Genomic DNA, 17387 nt, shown 5'->3' on the forward strand with positions numbered 1-17387 from the left:
CAGAAGCGATATTAGCGGTATCCCCCATTTTCACCATATATTGAGACTTTTTCAACGGCCCAGGGGCTAGCGGCTGGAGTCTAGACAATAAAAAACCACTCCAGAGGCGTTTACTGGAGTGGTTACTTATAAGGACGACAGTCACCTACGTGAGTCAAATCCCTATTGGAATGATGTACATACCTGTTTCTTTATCGTTTTTCACAACAACATCAACCCCGTAAATTTCTTTTACAGTTTGAACGGTGATAACTTCACTAGGTGTACCTTTGGCAACGATTTTTCCATCTTTCATCGCAATAATGATGTCACTATAACGTATCGCCTGATTAATATCGTGTAAAACCATGACGATTGACATACCATGTGTGCGATTTAAACCCTTGATCAGTTCCAACAATTCATATTGGTAATAAATATCAAGATAAGTCGTCGGTTCATCTAATAGCAGGAAGGGTGTTTTTTGCGCTAGCGCCATCGCAATCCAAACGCGCTGCATTTGACCTCCAGACAATTCGTCAATTGGTACTGTTCGCTTATCTGTCAGATTGGTACACGCGAGCGCCCACTCAATTGCCTGTTGGTCGTCATCTGTCGCTGAAGTGAACAAACTCTTATATGGAATCCGGCCATAACCCGTTAGTTTTTCGACGGTCATATCGGATGGGGCATTATTTTGCTGATGCACAACGGCTAATTTTTTCGCCAGTTCCTTCGGTTTAAAATCAGAGAGTGCTTTGCCCTCTAATAGAACTTGTCCACTTTGCGGATGATTATTATTGGCCATCACGCTAAGTAGTGTCGATTTCCCACAACCATTTGGCCCGATAATCGTCGTCACTTTCCCACTATCAATCGTACTGTTGACGCCATGCAACGTATTTACTTTTTTATCGTAGGAGAAAGTAATAGCCTTAATGTCCATAAATACGATCACTCTTTCTCAGCAAGAATATGAGGAAAGGTCCCCCGATGACAGCCATAATGATAGATGCCGGGATTTCATTGGGTGCTATAATCGTTCGGCCTAACGTATCCGCCGTTAAGATCAGCAAGGCCCCTGCCAGTGCTGAAAACGGAATTAGCACTTTGTGGTCCGTTCCCACCAATGACCGTCCAATATGAGGTATAAGCAAGCCAACAAAAGCAAATAGACCTGCAACTGCAGTTGCAACTGAAGCAAGCAGAACAGCCACTAACGAAATCACTAATCTCGCTAGATTTACATTAACCCCTAAATTTTTCGCAGTCTTATCATCTAACGCCAAGTAATTGCACCACGAATAAACGACAAACGACAACACGAGGCCAATCGTTCCATATAAAATAAGTACATCGACATCACTCCACTTTTTCATCGTAAGCGTTGAGGTCATCACTTGACTCATCGATTGTGTAAGTGCACTTCCGCTAAAACCAAGTCCTTGGCTCAGCCCTGTGAATAAGGCATTCACCGCTATTCCGATTAAAATCATGCGCAGTGGATCAAGCCCGGATCTCCAGGACAGTGAGTACACGAGGAAAAATGCCAAAGCTCCGCCCAAGAAAGCAAAAAGAGGAACGAAAAAGTACAGTGTCGGAAAAAAAGCGACTACAACTATGGACATAAACCCGGCACCCGCAGAAACACCAATTATTCCTGGGTCTGCTAATGGGTTACGCATTACTGCTTGCAATAGTACACCCGCCACGGATAAAGCTGCTCCTGCAAATAGAGCGATTAGAATTCGTGGAAGCCGTAAATCCTTAATGATAGCAACCTGATCATTTGTCCCCGTTATTAGTCCATGAATCAGTTCGTACGGCGTGACTTTAATACTTCCCATTAGTGCAGATTGAATGCTAACTAGTATGAGTAGAATAATGACGCTGATAAAACTGAGCGCCTTTTTATTTTTCCGTAACATTATTATCCCTGCCTTTAGTTTGGATACAACATTTTTTGCAGTTCGCCCAATGCTTCGACTGCTGCTAAACTGCCTGTTGTTCCAAATAGAAGTTCGTCTAAATCATAGACACGGTCATTTTTAACAGCTTCGAAATGTTGCCAAACGTCATTCGATTTGAACTCATCGTCAAACATTTGAATGACCTGTTCTGGCATACCATGTGAAGCTCTTAAAATGATATCCGGTTTTGCTTGCTGTAAGTATTCTGTATTAGAAGAAAGAAACTCTACTTTTTCTCCTGTAATGACATTTTTACCGCCGCTTCGCTTAACGAGGTCTCCGATATAGGAATGTTCTGTTGCAACTAGATAACTCCCTGGAATACCAAGTAATATGAGCACAGTAGGCTGGGCTTTACCTTCTGATAGTTTATCAATTTCGGCAACTTTCTCTTCGAATTGATCGACAATCGCTTTCGCTTGTTTTTCGCGATCATACTTCTCACCTAAATGTAAGATTTCGCTGTGCATTGCGTCTATGCTTTCCAAATTTACATAAGTCATATCGATGTCACGTTCGTCAAACATCTCTTGCAAATCATATTTCAACGTTGTCACAGATAATATTTCTGTCGGTTTCAGTGACAAAAGCATTTCCATGTCTGGGCTCATCGGATTCCCGACCTCTTGTACATCGGTGTAGCGTTTTGGCAAGTCTTTGTAACTTGATGGTATCCCGACTAAATCGATTTCTAGGGCATCCATAATTTCCGTCAACGCAACCGTTGTAGCAACGATCCGCTCACCCGCTGGTTCGATATTTTCTTCATTGGATGAAGTGCCTTTTTGGGACAAACAACCAGCTAGAACTACAGTAGCTAGAAGTATATAGAAAAGATTACGTGCTTTTCGCATGTTCATTAACAACTCCTTGTAGCTTATGTAAAAAAGGGTCTCGCTTTCGTTCTCAAGACCCGACTACCATGTACCTCTTACTTTTCAGTCCGTGTGCGCTGTCTCATAGCAAAGACAATAACTCCACCAAGAATAAGTATCGAGAAAATGACGATATACCATATAGATTTCGAATTCGACTCAGATATTGAATCTGCTTCAACTTCAGCCTCGTTTGCTTCATTCGTTACTTCAGATGACTCTTCTTCTTTTTCTGCCGCTGCTTGATCTTCGGCAACGATTTCTTCTTCACTCGCCACAGACTCAGCTTCTTCTTTCGATTGCTCAGTCTCAACAGTCGCTTTTTCTTCTGCTGTTGTAGCTGACTTTTCACTCGCAACTTCTTTAGATTCTACTGGTTTCGCTTCGTTTTTTTCTTCAGTTTTCGTTTCTACTTTTGTTACAGCCTGTTTGTTTTCAACTGGTTTAGGTGTTGCAGTCGCCTTTTCCGTTACTGAAGGTTTGGGCGTTGGTTTCGATGTTGGTTGTACTGGTTTAGGTGTTGGTTTAGACGCTGGAGGTGTTGCGGGCTGCCCGGCGACAGGCGCTAAAGGGATATTGGAACTGTTAAATTTGAAGCGGATATCGTATTTGTTGTCATATGTAAAACCGGGTATGCCCGTTACAATGACATGAATTTTGGCATTTACCAATTGCTCAATGTCTGTCACTTCAAATTTCACAACGCGTTTATCATTTGCCGTATCATTACTTACTACTTGTACATCGGCAAATCCACCGCCTGCTTGCACTTTAAAGTATTGCCACCAAGAACTGTTTTTCAATGTAACAACGGCATACGTTTTACCGTTTTGAACGATTACTTTCGCCGGACTAACCATATAGTCAGCTGTCGTCGATTGCTCATTACCTGTATCTTTTAACACTGTAAACGGAACCGTGTACTCGCCATCGGCATATTTGGAAGCCGCAGCTGCTTTGTCAGGTGCAAGTGTGGGAAGTATCGTAAATAAAGCGAATAATACTGTCATCATAAATACGGATTTTTTTTTCAAATCATTATCTCCTTTACCGAAAACATTTTAATCAGTACAACGCCGGCTGTCACAAATGGTGCAGTGACGCCGGCATTGATTGATTGTATAAAATTATTTTTGAAGTGTTTCGAGTAAGTAATAAACCATTTTAGAAGCATGTGCGCGTGTCGCGTTTGCTTTTGGTTCGAATAGTTGTTTACCTTTTACTTCTTTACCGCCAATGATACCAAGACCAGCTGCCAAGTCGACAGATGTTTTTGCATATGCAGTAATGTCTTTCGCATCTGCAAACGCAACATCATTTTTCACGCCTTCTAGTACACTTGCATCTTTGTATTCAATTGCACGGATAATCATAGTAGCCATTTGTTGACGTGTGATTGCTTCATTCGGACGGAATTTTCCATCAGTTACGCTGATGATACCTGCACGGCTTGCCGCTTCAGCTTCGTAAACGATCCAGTCCATGTTTTTTGTTACGTCAGAGAATGTTCCTTTATAATCTTGTTTCGGAAGTTCAAGTGCACGTGACAATAGGATTGCAAATTGCGCTCTTGTAATTTGATCATTTGGAGCAAACGTTGTTGCCGTTTTGCCTTTAACGATTTGTTTTGATGCAAGTGACTCGATGTAAGGTTTTGCCCATGTTTTGTCGATATCTTTAAATGTTACGGGTACTACTTCAACAGGCGTTTCTACTTCTTCACCAGGTACTTCTTCTATTACAACTGGTTTAATAGTTGCTTTGTCAAAAGCAAGACGTACAGAATAGTTCCCTGTGTGGTTCGCTGCTGCTACAAATACTGTGAATTTAGCATTGATAATTGTTGATAAATCAGCTACTTCAAATTCAACAACTCTTGTGTTTGCTTCTACATCTGTTTTTACAACAGTTGTATCTACGAATTTACCAGCTTGTTCTACTTGGAAAGCTGTAATTTGTTCATTGTTCGTAAGTGTCATTGTAACAAGGTTTTTACCGTCTTTCACAGAAAGTGCTGCTGGTGTTTCAAGGTATCTAGTCATTGATGAATCTTTATCTTCTTCTTCATGCAATGCTTTGTAATCGATTGTATATGCACCGTCTTTAATTACTTCTGGTGCTGGTGTTACGGGTACTTCGGGAGTTTCCGGTTTTTCAGGAGTTACTTCCGGTACTTCTGGTACTACCGGAGTTTTGCTGTCATCGAATTTCAAACGGATATCATAGCTGTGGTCATACTCTCCTAAGCCTGGTACACCCGTTACGATAATATGGATTTTAGCATTCAATTCTTTACTAAGATCTTGAACTTCAAATTTAACAAGTCTAGTATCCGCTGCCTTATCTTCACTGATTACTTCTGCATCTGCGAAGTTTGTTTCTTTAAATGTACCTGGTTGTTTTGTTTGGACTTTCAGTGACTGCCACCACTTACTGCTTAATAATGTTACGTATGCGTAAGTTTTACCGTCTTCAACAACAATTTTCGCAGGACTTTTCACATATTGTGCTGTTGCTGATTTATCATCATTTTCAACTTGCAATATATCAAGTGGTAGTTCAAATTCTTGTTTCGCCGGTGTAGTTACTTCAGCTGCTTCGAATTGGCTAGCAGGTAGTACAGTAAATAGAACGAGTAGTGCTGAAAATAACATCATTAGTTGCTTTTTCATTCGTTAATCCCCTTTTAATGGTTTATTTTTTTACTTTCTTCGCGGAACTGAACTTGCGCACAAAAATAATCGCAATGATAGCGATTATTGCGAGCAATACATAAATAAGTGCTGTACTACTTGTTGGCTCATCTTTCTTTTCAATCGTGTCAACAGATTTTGATTCGGCAACAGGTGTATTAACAACAACCGCAGGAGCGTCTGTCAATTCCATCGTTTCTACATCTAGATTCAAACGGACCGAGTACTTGTGATCATACGACGGCTCCATCTCTTCAATGACAACATGCATTTGTAACAGCAACGGCTCTGTACTATCTCCGTCTACTTTAAATGCAATGACGCGCTTATCATTCTCAAGATCTTCACTGACCATATTCACGTCAGCAAATGATTCACCATTTGCCGATTTTATGAATTTAATCCATTTAGCATGGTTCACTGTGAATTGTAAATACTGCCCGTCTTTATCAATCGTCAGCGTTGCCGGTTTTTCAAAATAATCATTTGCAATCGATACGGAATCATTCTCAGCTTGCAACATTTCGTAGTCGACAACATATGTACCATCCGAGAGTTCGGCTGCGTGAGCATTAGGTGTATAAGAACCAAAAACAACACTAAAAAAAATGAGAAATGAAAGTGGTATGGCTAATCGATGTTTCAAAACACAATACCTCCTCCCTCCACACGGGAAGAATCCATAGTGAGAACAATTATCATCTATTACTCTTCCTATAATAGCTTATAGATTTGTGTTGTCAAACAACTTGCAAAGGCTTTCACAAACTGTTCACATGTGTGGTGACAGTCATCACAACAATCCTGACACAATTCAAAGAAAAACCCCCTCATTGTCAACTATGTGACATTAAGGGGGTTACTGATTTCTAAGGTTCGTTATGGTGTCACCGCATCCACTCTCTTCGCTTGGACTACAAGTCTATATTTGTTCGAGTTCGCAGGATAGCACGTAATTAGCGAGAGCAGCGCGACACCTTTTTTTCGGTCAAGGACATTCACTTCATTCGGCTTGACCACTTTCACATCAAACACTTCGAATTCCATGGATTCTTCAACTGTTTCATAAATGAAGCGAGTACCAACTTCAACTTCATGAAGACGATTAAAGAACGCACCAAACACATGGGCTTGGTGACCTGCGATAGCATAACTGCCATCTAACTCACCTGGCTTATCCATATCCGCTACAGCACCCAACGCTCTACTTAGGCTAACTGGATCGGCTCCATACAGCACTGGAGACTCAAGATTGATGACGGGAATGGACAATACCCCTTCAATTCTACTGGATTCTTGTTTTTCCCCACCAGAAGGTCCTTGTTCATCAGTTGGTATAGTCCTATCAAAATCGGCTTCCGCTTTGACCGAATCGAAAGCATCTAAAAGGTGGTTTTGCTGCTGTTTGCTAGTCATATTTCCCGCAATCAACCACACCAGCAAAAAAATGCTCGTCATAATCATAATGTTTCCTAGCCATTTCATTGTTTTTTTCATCTACGCATCCGCTCCCTTGCTCTTGAAATCACTTGGATTAATGAGCAAATCGACGGATACCCAGTCCAGTTGCAAGAAGAAACAAGGCTAGTAAAGAAAGGATTATACTATCGAAAAACCCTCCCGTTTTCGGCAATACTTGTCCCATTCCATTGCTGGATGGAGGATTTTGTTTCATGCCAATTGTATCCATTGCAATAGCTTCTGACATTGCATTAGAATCAGTTGCGGCCCATACTATACCATCAGTTTCCTCCTCTGATGCTGAACTGGCACTGTCTTCACTGTGTGTTATTCCGACTGTATCGTCACTTACGCCTTCCGCATTTTCATTCAGTGGAATTCCCTCGGTCACAGTACTCGGCGTTTGCTCCTCTATATTTACATTGGGTGACACACCACCTGCGTCAGAGCCTGGTTTTAAACCGGTCACATCTTCAGTCTTTGGTGGTGAAACTGTTTCTTCATTTGGGGTTGCGACGTCTCCACCTTCATCTGGCGTTAAGCCAGTTGCATCATCTATAGGTGGAGTGAGTTCAGTATCTCCTTCGGTTAAACCGGGCTGCATAGTTTCAATTGTTAGGATATCGACGTTGATATTTCCAATTGTATCGTTCCCAACAATTAATGAAACACCGCTATGTTTAGTAGATGTCATATTTCCATCTGTGTTCCTGTCTAGCGTAAGAACATCAACTGAAGTTTTATCTAATAACCCATCATCTAAATCGGCTTGTAGCAAACCGGATGACAATGATGTAGTTTTCTCAGCGTTTTTATAGTGACTATCCAAAACGCCTGCATGTACTTCTCCGAGTACTGGCAGATCTTCTGCATTCAACTCTACTAATCCACCATCATACGATGAGGTTTCATCGCCTGACTGTGCATCTGGAAGAAGAACATCCAACTCGACTTCGTTTGTGATCGGCGTCGATAAGTCGATCGATGCGAGTGAGCTTTTGCTTGCAGCAGAGTTCTCATCTTGCATGCTGCTTTGCTCCACGACGGAGACATTCAGATCGTCGATTAGTCCACCAAGTGAATCGTCATCTGCTTTGACAGATGCTAAAGCCTTTGATTGTTGACTACTTTCCTCATTCATGGATTTATCCACAGAGAGGACATCAACTGAAGTTTCATCCAATAACCCATCATCTAAATCGGCTTGGATCAAACCAGATGACAATGATGTACTTTCCCCAGCGTTTTTATAGTGACTATCCAAAACGCCTGCATGTACTTCTCCGAGTACTGGCAGATCTTCTGCATTCAACTCCACTAATCCACCATCATACGATGAGGTTTCATCGCCTGACTGTGCATCTGAAAGAAGAACATCTAACTCGACTTCGTTTGTGATCGGTGTCGATAAGTTGACCGATGCGAGCGAGCTTTTGCTTTCCGCCGAGTTCTCGTCTTGCATACTGCTCTGTTCCACGACGGAGACATCCAGATCGTCGATTACCCCATTAGGATTGGTCAATTCTACAGTTGCAAGGGCAGATTTCTGTTGATTATCCTCTCCTACATCGCTGGTATTCGCAGAGACTGGACTTTTTGCTGGAATCTGTGCTTTCAGGTCTCCTAAAATTGGAACATTATCTGCTTGAATATCCACAATTGTTGCCTTATCTTCCTTGTCATTCAGTAGGTTAATATCCAAATTCAACGAGTTATCTTCTCCTGGTTCATCCGCATTCACAAATGAGGGGGAGAAGCTCAGTGTCAAGCACATCCCTAAAGTGACCCCAGTATACTTCATCCAATTGTTTTTCATTATTATTCCTCTCCTTTTTTATTATGTTTGTTTCACATTTAAAAAAGGAGTTTGTTGCGGCGGTAGCCCTGGAGGAGCATGTGTCCATTGAATCATCGCATGGTCATCTGATGGCATCCATTGCCTACCATTTGAAATAAGTAATAAAAATACATCAACTACTACCCCAAAACCTAAATCATTGTGTCCACTTATTTGTAATGGAGAAGTTGCTATTGAGGACATGGACGATGTTATGGTAGCTACCGAAAGATCTTTCCATTTTTGTCGGGGCTCGGTTGGCAGAGTAGACTTTTGATCCACCTCTTTTTGGAAGTTAACAGAGTCACCACCCGTATAATTTGTTAGTTGAGGCGCTACTATTTTCATAGAAACGAGATTTAAAGGATCTTTTGAAATAGGAAGAGCACTAACTATTTCCGATTCATCAGGAAGTCTATTCGGTCTATCACTAAGGCCTGTCTGTTCTTCCATTACAGGGTCCTCCTGTTTAATCAAATCAGTTGTTTCTTCCACTAGAATTATACGTGTTGCGTTTATTTGTCTTTGGTAGGATTTATCGCTCTCCATACTCATTGTTCCGCTATCATTTTGTGGTTCTTTACTTACCGTCTCGTTAGTCTCTACAACTGCATCTATTGGAGTACTGTCCGGATTTTTTTCTGTTTCATCTGCAACTGGTTTTACCTGAATTGGTAGAACCGAAGAAACCGTCTCCTTAACCGTATCTCCAACTTCCTTTACAACCGGGGTAACAACAGGGACAGTCGGCAATTCAGCTACAACAGAATCCACTGTCAGATTGACCGTTTTCAGCACTTCAGTCGTTGTTTGCTTCCCTAATTCTTTTACTCCTTCAACAACTGGAGTGACCACAGGCATTTCCGGTAATTCATTTACGATAGAATCTACAGTATTCGTTACTTCAGTTGACGTAGTTCTAATCGTTTCAGTTACTGCTTCAGTCGTTTTTTCCACAACAGGTAAAGTGTTGCCAACCGTGTTTTCTAGTAAACTTTTTGTATTTTTTAGTAGTGAAATTTCAGCTTCACTTTTCGCTGGCTCAGACAAACTCTTAACAGTCTGTTCTGCAAAAACAACTGTGTCTTTAACCGTTTCTCCAGCGCCATGCACCGACTCCTCTACTACCATTCCAATTGACTCTGTTGTGGTTTTTAACTCTGCACCGACATTCTTCAAAGTACCAGCCAATAAGCCATCAGACTTTTCTATCGGCATTTTTTCACCATGAACAAAAGTTGGTGATACGAGAAAGAATGTTATACAAGTCACACAAACAATAAATATTCTCTTCACTCAATTCACCACCTTTCCAGAAACGACTTAGAGTTTTTTAATAATTCATTTATATACAGATACCCTTTGTTAAATCTATCAAACTACTTAAATGACAATAATAAATTCAGATTAATTTCGTAATAAGTGAAACCTTTCTGGAATATACTCGTAAATGGTAGTATACTTACAACTTAGTAGGTTTTTTACCAATAATTTGATGGGGGTTTTATTTCAATGAAGAAGATTATTACATGGGCATTGGCGTTCGTTTTCGCACTATCGTTCGCATTGCCACACGGATCAGCGGCTGCACAATCATCCGCAATGAAGTTAGTAGTAGATGGCGTCGAGGTTACTAGCTACGAGCAACCCTTTATGTCACACGATCAAGTTTTAATTCCGGTGGAAGATTTGTTTAAGGAAGCTGGCTATAAAGTTGCTAAGGACAAATCAGGTAAAGTTAACGTAACAAACACGTACTTGACTGTTGATTTCAATGCAGCTGCAAGTTCGATTGAAGTAGACGGCAAGAAAGCGGACACTGAATTCCCTCTTACTTTGCAAAACGCAGGAAACTATGTTTCTGGTGAGTTTTTAGCAACTTTAGAAGGTTTTGAAGTTGAAGTTTCTGAAGATCAAAAAACGGTTACCGTTACGACAAACCGTGTACAAGACGTCGCTGCATTCTTAGCAAAATCAGCTGCAGCTGACTTGAAAAGTGTTTCTTCAGCATTAACAATGGACATGAAAATGGAGTCATCTCTTGAAGAAAATGAAGCAATCAGCATGCTTATGGATATCAAGATGGACCAAATCAACGAGCCACTATCATTCTATACAATTACTAAAGCATCAACAGACTTTGCAGGAGAAGCAATTGAAGATGTTTCTTCTATGTACCTCACAAAAGATGGTTATTTCCAACAAATCGGTGATGTATGGGTCAAGCATGACGATGAACTAACAAAAGGTTTACTTGATCTTTCAACACAAACAGATCTACTTGCACAATTAGAAGAGCTACAAAAGAAATTCACTAAAGGCGTTAACATCTTTGAATACGATGATGTATATGTAATGACACAAACTATTTCTAACGAAGAATTCGCTTCTATGATGGAAGAAGTAACTTCTTTACTTCTAGGATCAGGCTTAACTGAACCAGTTGTATCAGAAGATGTAAAAGCTACTCCTGTAACTGAAGAAACGAAAGTTATCGAAGAAGTAGCTGTAGAAGCTACTGAAGAAGCAGTTGTTAAAGAAACTGTTACTGATGAAGCAGTTGTCGTTGAAGAAGAGGCTACTGAGGGAGAAATTACTGAAGAAGTAATTGGTCTTGAGGGTCTAGATTTCAACATCGAGGAATTCTATGTTGTTTCTACAATCGATAAAAAGACATTGTTCCCACTTGATACATCTGCAGTTGCAAATATTACAATGACGGTGGATGAGGATACAATCTCTATCAAATTACTTCTTGAAGGAACATTCAGCAACTTTAACGCAGTAAAAGAAATCAAAGTTCCTGCTGACGTTATCAAAAAAGCAATCAGCATGGAAGAGTATATGAAACAGTTAGAGTTAGAGTTTGAAAAAGCTGAGGCTTTGAAGAAGTAAGATTTGAAAAAGCGGAACGAGCTCGTAATGAGCTTGTTCCGCTTTTTTGTGCGTTTTCTAGTGTTAATTAACTTCTTTTGCTACTTTAACTTCAACGCCAACTTTTTGGACAATTCCTTGAATGTCTTTTATGTTAGCTGTTTCCGAACCTTTTGTTATTACTTTTATAGCTTTTGTTAAATCAAGCGTAGTTGCCGATTCACCAACGCCTTGTGCAATCGTGATTTTCACTTTTTTATTGAATCCAGATACTGTTTCTGCTTTCAATTCACCTTCAGCAAGATTTAAAGCAGTTGTACCAACAGTAATAGCAAAGTCGTCACCAACATTAAATACACCACTAACAGCATCTGTTAAATTAACATTCTCGCTGTATGTCAATTCAATTGATTTATTATCAAGAACTTTTGCACTTAATAGTACTGGTGCAACATTATCTTCAACACCTACTGTTTTTGTGTAAGTTTTTAATGTTTTACCAGATGTAGACTGGATGTTTGCTACTGTAAACACAGCCGCTTGATCAGTATTCTCAACAGATCCAGCTGGTAAAGTAATTGTTGCTACTTTTTGAGCGCTATCTAATGTAATCGTTGTTCCTGCCGCTAGTGGTTTACCAGCCAAAGAATAATTAGCAAGGTCTGTTGCTGAGTTTGCAACTGCTCCACCTTTAACAGCTTCAGGGAATGTTACTGTAATAACATTTTCAACTGCATTTGCAGAAGTTAATTCAAATGTAGTTGCAGTTTCTGCTTGGCCAAAATCAATTGTGTAGTTGAATGCATCTGATTTGTTAGCAGTTTCCGCTTGGTCAGTAACTAATTCTTTCGCAAATGATAATGCAAATTTGCCAGACACTGGAGCTGGAGTTTTAGCAGTATAAACTACTTTTGTATCTCCTGCTTTTACTGTTGTAGTGAATCCGCCAAGGAAGTCCGATACAGCTACGCCATTTTCGCTAACGATTGTTGGTAATGCAGGTGTTCCTGCAGCTAATCCTTCGCTGAAGTTAACTTCAACTGAAGTAACTTTTCCATCATTGTCTTTGATTACTTTATAACCAGTAGCTACTGGTTTCACAGAGTCTTTTGTAAGCGTTATATTCTGTGTAGTAGCTGTAATTTTATTACCTAATTTATCTTTGTTTGCATCTGTCAATACAACAGTCAACGTTCTGCTTGCTTTATTAGTAAAAACATTATTAGCTGTTACTGGAATCAAGAACTGAGTATCTTTTGAACCTTCTACTACAGTCACTGCTCCTGTTTCAACGTTATTCAATGCTTCATCTTTAACTGTTCCACTTACTAAAGCGTCTTTAACAGAATTAACATCCATTGATTTGCTAAAAGTAACAAGGATTTGTTTTTCACCTTTTGCTGAAAGTGTAGCCGCTGGAGCAGCTGCATCAACACCTACAGTGAAGTTAGCAGAAGTCGAAACTGTTTTGTTACCAGCCAAGTCTTCAATGTTTACTAGTTCAATTGTATGTGTTTTTCCAGCTTCAAGTGCAAGTCCTGAAACAGAAATTGTAGACGCATCAGTAAATACTGGAGTTACATATGTTCCGTTCACTTTAACAAGTCCAGTAGCTTTGATTGGCTCTGAAGTTTTCAAAGTAAGGCTTGTTGCAACATTGCCGCCTGTTTTAGCTTCAACACTAGCAATTGTCGGAGCTACTTCATCTTTATAAGTAATTGTGGAAACATATTTGTCTGTTTTTACTTTTGCATCAGCTTTTGTTTTGATCGGTTCAACAACAACTGTTGCTTTTGAAACATTAATTGCTTCTTTAGCAGTCAATGAAAGTACTTTTCCATCTTCTGATAGAGATTGAGCAGTTAATGTCGTTCCTTGAATAGTTACTTTGTCTGCAATGTCACTAGCATCTACAGCTGTGCTGAATTTAACTTCAACTTGTGTAGCGTTCAATGCATTAACTTCAGTAACAAAGCGATCGTCTGCTGCGAAGTCGAATGTCATAGCGATAGTTTTCTCTGCTTTCACTTCACCTTTAGTAAGTGTCACAGCATATTCACCAGCAGTTTTACCAGCAACTACTGTTGCTACTACGTCTTTTTCAGTTACAAGTGAAGTAACATATGTTTGAACTGCTGCTAGTTTGTTAGCATCAGTTGCATAATTACCGCGAGCAACAGTGACTGCGCCAGCTTTAACTTGTTCAGCTGCTGCATCTACTGCAACTTTATCAACATCTACTACAGGTGCTTTAACTTCAGAGAAGTCTGTTTTAATAGTTTTGTGTAAGAACGTAGCAAACTGTCCACGAGTTGTTGTGGCTTTAGGGTTGAAAGCAGGTGCAGCTGGGTTCGTGATATCGAAGAAATCAAGAACGTCGATTGCTGTACGAGCTTCAGCTTTTGCTTTTGCTAGATCAGTAACGTCTTTTTTGAAGTCTTGATCTTTAACATATTTTACGAGTTCTATGTCTTCAACTGTATCAAAAGCACGAACGATAACAACAGCCATGTTTTCACGAGTGATGTTGTCGCCTGCTAATAGATTACCGTTACTCCCGTTAAATACGCCATTTTCTTTTACGACTGCAGCATATTGTAATAGCTCATCATTTGATGTTGGTTTCAAGTCTTTGAAACGCATGTTAGTTTTATAGTCTGTCGGTACTTTATAACCTTCAGATACAAGCCATTTACCCATCAATTTCACAACGTCAGAACGAGTCAACGTTTTGTTTGGCAAGAATGAACCGTCTGGATAACCAGTGATGACACCCGCATCAGATAGAGCGTCGATTGCTGGTTCGTGTGTGTTCCCTTTTGTATCTTTGAAATCTTTCGCACTTGCTACCGGTGCTACTGCCGATGCTACTAGAGCAGCTGTTGCAGCTCCTACTATAAATTTCTTGTACTTCGATGATTGTTTACTAGTCATAAAAAATTCCTCCTCTTAAATACTATAGAATTGCATTGTAAAAATACCAATTCTTAGTGGTACTGCTTATGTACCTTTTTGTTGCACCCTTATCGTAGCATGTAGTTTGAAGTCTATCATGGTCCAATTTATGGGTATAGTTGTTTGCTAGATTGGAAGGCACAAACAGATTAAGCAGTACTGGAACAACGTAAATAGGATGAATTAAACAGCAACCGACATCGCCTAGGACGAGGAGCGCTTCATTCACCTATAGTATTCTATACCCGTTAACCGGACGCTTAAAACAGTCTACCATACTTCTATCTCCCAACCCGTCGAGTGCCATTGTTAAAAATATGGCTCTATAATAGAAGGAACTCATTACAAATCGTAAAAATCATACAAATGCACCACAGAAAAAAACACCATTTGAACTATCAAAATGGTGTCTTTCCTATTTCCCGACTACTTATATCTCAAATTGTACCCCGATGCCTTGATCATTCGCTTTTCGATAGACGCCTTTCGCAACGGCCAAATCGAAATATGCCGCACCTACCGATTTGAAGAAAGTAATCTCTTCATCGTTCGTGCGAGCATCTAACTTTCCGATAACAACATCCATTAGCTCCCCGTGAATCTTTTCGAATCCCCAGTCAGTCTCATTAGCAGCGTGAATCAATTCCCCAGCTTCTTCTGTTACACCTTCCAGATCATCAACGACAATTTTACTGGCACGTTGAATGAATTCGAAATCTACCTCCCTCATATGTGGTAAATACGATCCAACCCCATTAACATGTGTCCCTGGCTTAACGTCGTTTCCGTTGAAAACTGGTGTAGTAGACCGAGTGCTGCAACAAATGATATCTGCACGACGAACCGCGTCAGCTACTTCCCTTACAATAGTAATTTGAATTGCATCGTTAATTCCATATGCTTGAAGTCTTTCTCCAAACTTCACCGCTTTTTCTTCTGTCGGATTAACAAGGAGAATCTCTTTGATATCGCGAACTGCTAGAACACCAAGAACTTGTTCAAATGCCATTCCACCCGTCCCTATAACTGTTAGAACAGTTGAATTCAACTTTGACAATTTCGCTGTCGCCAATCCGCTAAGTGCACCCGTGCGCAATCTCGTCAAATACGATGCATTCATTAATGCAAGATGCTCACCATTTTGTGCATCCGTAACGAGTACGACGCCTTGAGTTGTCGGCTTTCCAACTGCTGGATTATTCGGAAAAATTGTAACCGTTTTCACAGTAACTACTTCTTCTACTAGATCAGCACTTGGCATGTACAATGAAGATGCGTTATGCTCTGGAAATTCAACGACTGTCCGTGGCGGATTCTTTATCTTCCCTTCGACCTTAGAACGTAAAACCTTTTCGATGTCTACTAATGCTTCTTTCATTCCATAAATAGATTGAATCTCATTTTCATTCAATAAAAGCATGTTAATACCACCTTTTTTAATTTATGCGTCCAACTCTTGACCTTTACGATCTTTTACAGCCCAAACCGCTAACAATGAAACGACTGCAGTAAAGATAATATACAGTGCGACTGGCACATATGAGTTGTTGAACTTTAGTAAAAGTGCCGTTGCAACAAGTGGTGCTGTTCCTCCTGCTAATGCCGCACCAATCTGATAACCGAGTGAGATACCCGTATAACGGACTTCTGCAGAGAAAATTTCTGATAACATTGTGCCAAGAACTGCGGTAATCGGTGCCCAAATGACGCCCAGTCCAATTACTGTTGCAATCACTAGAAGTGTTACCGAACCTTGTTTCACTAACCAGAAGTATGGGAACGCATACAATGCCATAGCGATTGTGCCGAATACATACAATGGTTTTCTACCTACACGGTCAGACAAAGCGCCCATAATCGGTATTAAGATCGTTGTAACAATTGTTCCGACCATAACCGCACCTAATGTTGCTGTCCGAGTGAACCCAAGATTTGTCGTTGCATAAGATACAACAAATGTACTGAAAATATAAAATGGTGCTGTTTCAACAACTTTAGCACCAATTGCGATGAGTACTTCACGCCAGTGATATTTTAACGTATGGAATAGCGGTACTTTCGGAATTTCCCCTTTTTCCTGTACTGCCTTAAACGACGGTGTTTCGTCAATTCCTTTACGAATCCATAACCCAAACACGACAAGCAACGCACTCAAGATGAATGGAACGCGCCATCCCCATGTCATAAATGAATCTTCAGGAAGAAGTGTCATAATCGAAAGTGCAATTGTTCCAAGTAACATCCCAATTGTAATTCCCATTTGTGGTACACTGCCATAAAGTCCACGTTTTTCTTTTGGTGCATATTCGACAGCGAGCAGTAATGCTCCACCCCATTCTCCGCCGATTCCTAACCCTTGAATCAAGCGTAGTGTAATCAGTAGAATCGGTGCCCAAATACCGATTGCTTGGTATGTTGGCAATAGCCCCATTCCGAATGTTGCAACACCCATCAGCGAAAGTGTTAGGACAAGTGTTTTCTTTCTTCCTATCCGGTCACCAATATGACTAAAAATAATTCCCCCGAACGGACGGATGAAGAATGCGAGTGCAAACGATGCATACGCTAGTATTAGGCCGACTGACGGGTCTTCGGTAACAAAAAATACTTGATTAAAAACAAGTGCCGCTACCGTTCCGTATAAAAAGTAATCGAACCATTCAATAGAGCTCCCTATAAGACTCGCAAGCAAGACGCGATTCATCTTTCTTTTATCCATACCAAACTCCCCTTTGTTTGTTAA

Annotated in this window: 13 protein-coding genes; 1 reads left to right on the top strand and 12 read right to left on the bottom strand. The window is 40.4% G+C overall.

Annotated features, from left to right (window positions below; genetic code table 11):
• Positions 1-154: 154 nt before the first annotated feature.
• The 9 genes from H7992_RS19655 to H7992_RS19695 all read right to left on the bottom strand — a co-directional run bounded on the left by H7992_RS19655 (position 155) and on the right by H7992_RS19695 (position 10111).
• Entirely contained in the window at positions 155-925 is a 771-nt protein-coding gene (locus tag H7992_RS19655; RefSeq protein ID WP_067212347.1) for an ABC transporter ATP-binding protein, read from the bottom strand.
• Positions 915-1907: a FecCD family ABC transporter permease gene (locus H7992_RS19660; protein ID WP_067212349.1), complete on the bottom strand. Its 993-nt coding sequence runs from the start codon at positions 1905-1907 to the stop codon at positions 915-917. Before H7992_RS19660 ends, H7992_RS19655 begins: the two co-directional genes overlap by 11 nt.
• A gap of 14 nt (positions 1908-1921) precedes the next feature.
• Entirely contained in the window at positions 1922-2809 is an 888-nt protein-coding gene (gene isdE / locus H7992_RS19665) for a heme ABC transporter substrate-binding protein IsdE (RefSeq protein WP_187045688.1), read from the bottom strand.
• A 71-nt stretch (positions 2810-2880) separates the two neighbouring features.
• Positions 2881-3858, bottom strand: coding sequence for an NEAT domain-containing protein (locus tag H7992_RS19670; RefSeq protein WP_187045689.1), 978 nt, complete (start codon positions 3856-3858; stop codon positions 2881-2883).
• Positions 3859-3951: 93 nt separating this feature from the next.
• On the bottom strand, positions 3952-5496 hold the full coding sequence (locus tag H7992_RS19675) for an NEAT domain-containing protein (protein WP_187045690.1): 1545 nt from the start codon (positions 5494-5496) through the stop codon (positions 3952-3954).
• Between the two features lie 22 nt (positions 5497-5518).
• Entirely contained in the window at positions 5519-6163 is a 645-nt protein-coding gene (locus tag H7992_RS19680) for an NEAT domain-containing protein (RefSeq protein WP_187045691.1), read from the bottom strand.
• A gap of 233 nt (positions 6164-6396) precedes the next feature.
• Positions 6397-7014 carry a class D sortase gene (locus H7992_RS19685; RefSeq protein ID WP_187045692.1) on the bottom strand — a complete coding sequence of 206 codons (618 nt, stop codon included), beginning with the start codon at positions 7012-7014 and terminating at the stop codon, positions 6397-6399.
• A gap of 37 nt (positions 7015-7051) precedes the next feature.
• On the bottom strand, positions 7052-8794 hold the full coding sequence (locus H7992_RS19690; RefSeq protein ID WP_187045693.1) for a hypothetical protein: 1743 nt from the start codon (positions 8792-8794) through the stop codon (positions 7052-7054).
• A gap of 21 nt (positions 8795-8815) precedes the next feature.
• Positions 8816-10111 carry a hypothetical protein gene (locus H7992_RS19695; RefSeq protein WP_187045694.1) on the bottom strand — a complete coding sequence of 432 codons (1296 nt, stop codon included), beginning with the start codon at positions 10109-10111 and terminating at the stop codon, positions 8816-8818.
• A gap of 216 nt (positions 10112-10327) precedes the next feature.
• Between H7992_RS19695 and H7992_RS19700 the strand changes: the two genes are divergently transcribed.
• Positions 10328-11710 (top strand): DUF6612 family protein, encoded by a 1383-nt coding sequence (locus H7992_RS19700; protein ID WP_187045695.1) that lies wholly within the window; start codon positions 10328-10330, stop codon positions 11708-11710.
• 63 nt (positions 11711-11773) lie between these two features.
• On the opposite strand, the gene H7992_RS19705 is transcribed toward H7992_RS19700, so the two are convergent.
• From H7992_RS19705 to H7992_RS19715, 3 genes are all read right to left on the bottom strand, one after another.
• Positions 11774-14623: an S-layer homology domain-containing protein gene (locus H7992_RS19705; RefSeq protein ID WP_187045696.1), complete on the bottom strand. Its 2850-nt coding sequence runs from the start codon at positions 14621-14623 to the stop codon at positions 11774-11776.
• A gap of 451 nt (positions 14624-15074) precedes the next feature.
• The gene (locus H7992_RS19710) at positions 15075-16064 is read right to left on the bottom strand and encodes an ornithine cyclodeaminase family protein (protein WP_187045697.1); all 990 of its coding nucleotides are present in this window, start codon (positions 16062-16064) and stop codon (positions 15075-15077) included.
• A 21-nt stretch (positions 16065-16085) separates the two neighbouring features.
• Positions 16086-17363, bottom strand: a complete 1278-nt coding sequence (locus H7992_RS19715) for an MFS transporter (RefSeq protein ID WP_187045698.1) — start codon at positions 17361-17363, stop codon at positions 16086-16088.
• Positions 17364-17387 lie beyond the last annotated feature (24 nt).

It is taken from the genome of Sporosarcina sp. resist, from assembly GCF_014302295.1.
GTDB classification, from domain to species: domain Bacteria; phylum Bacillota; class Bacilli; order Bacillales_A; family Planococcaceae; genus Sporosarcina; species Sporosarcina psychrophila.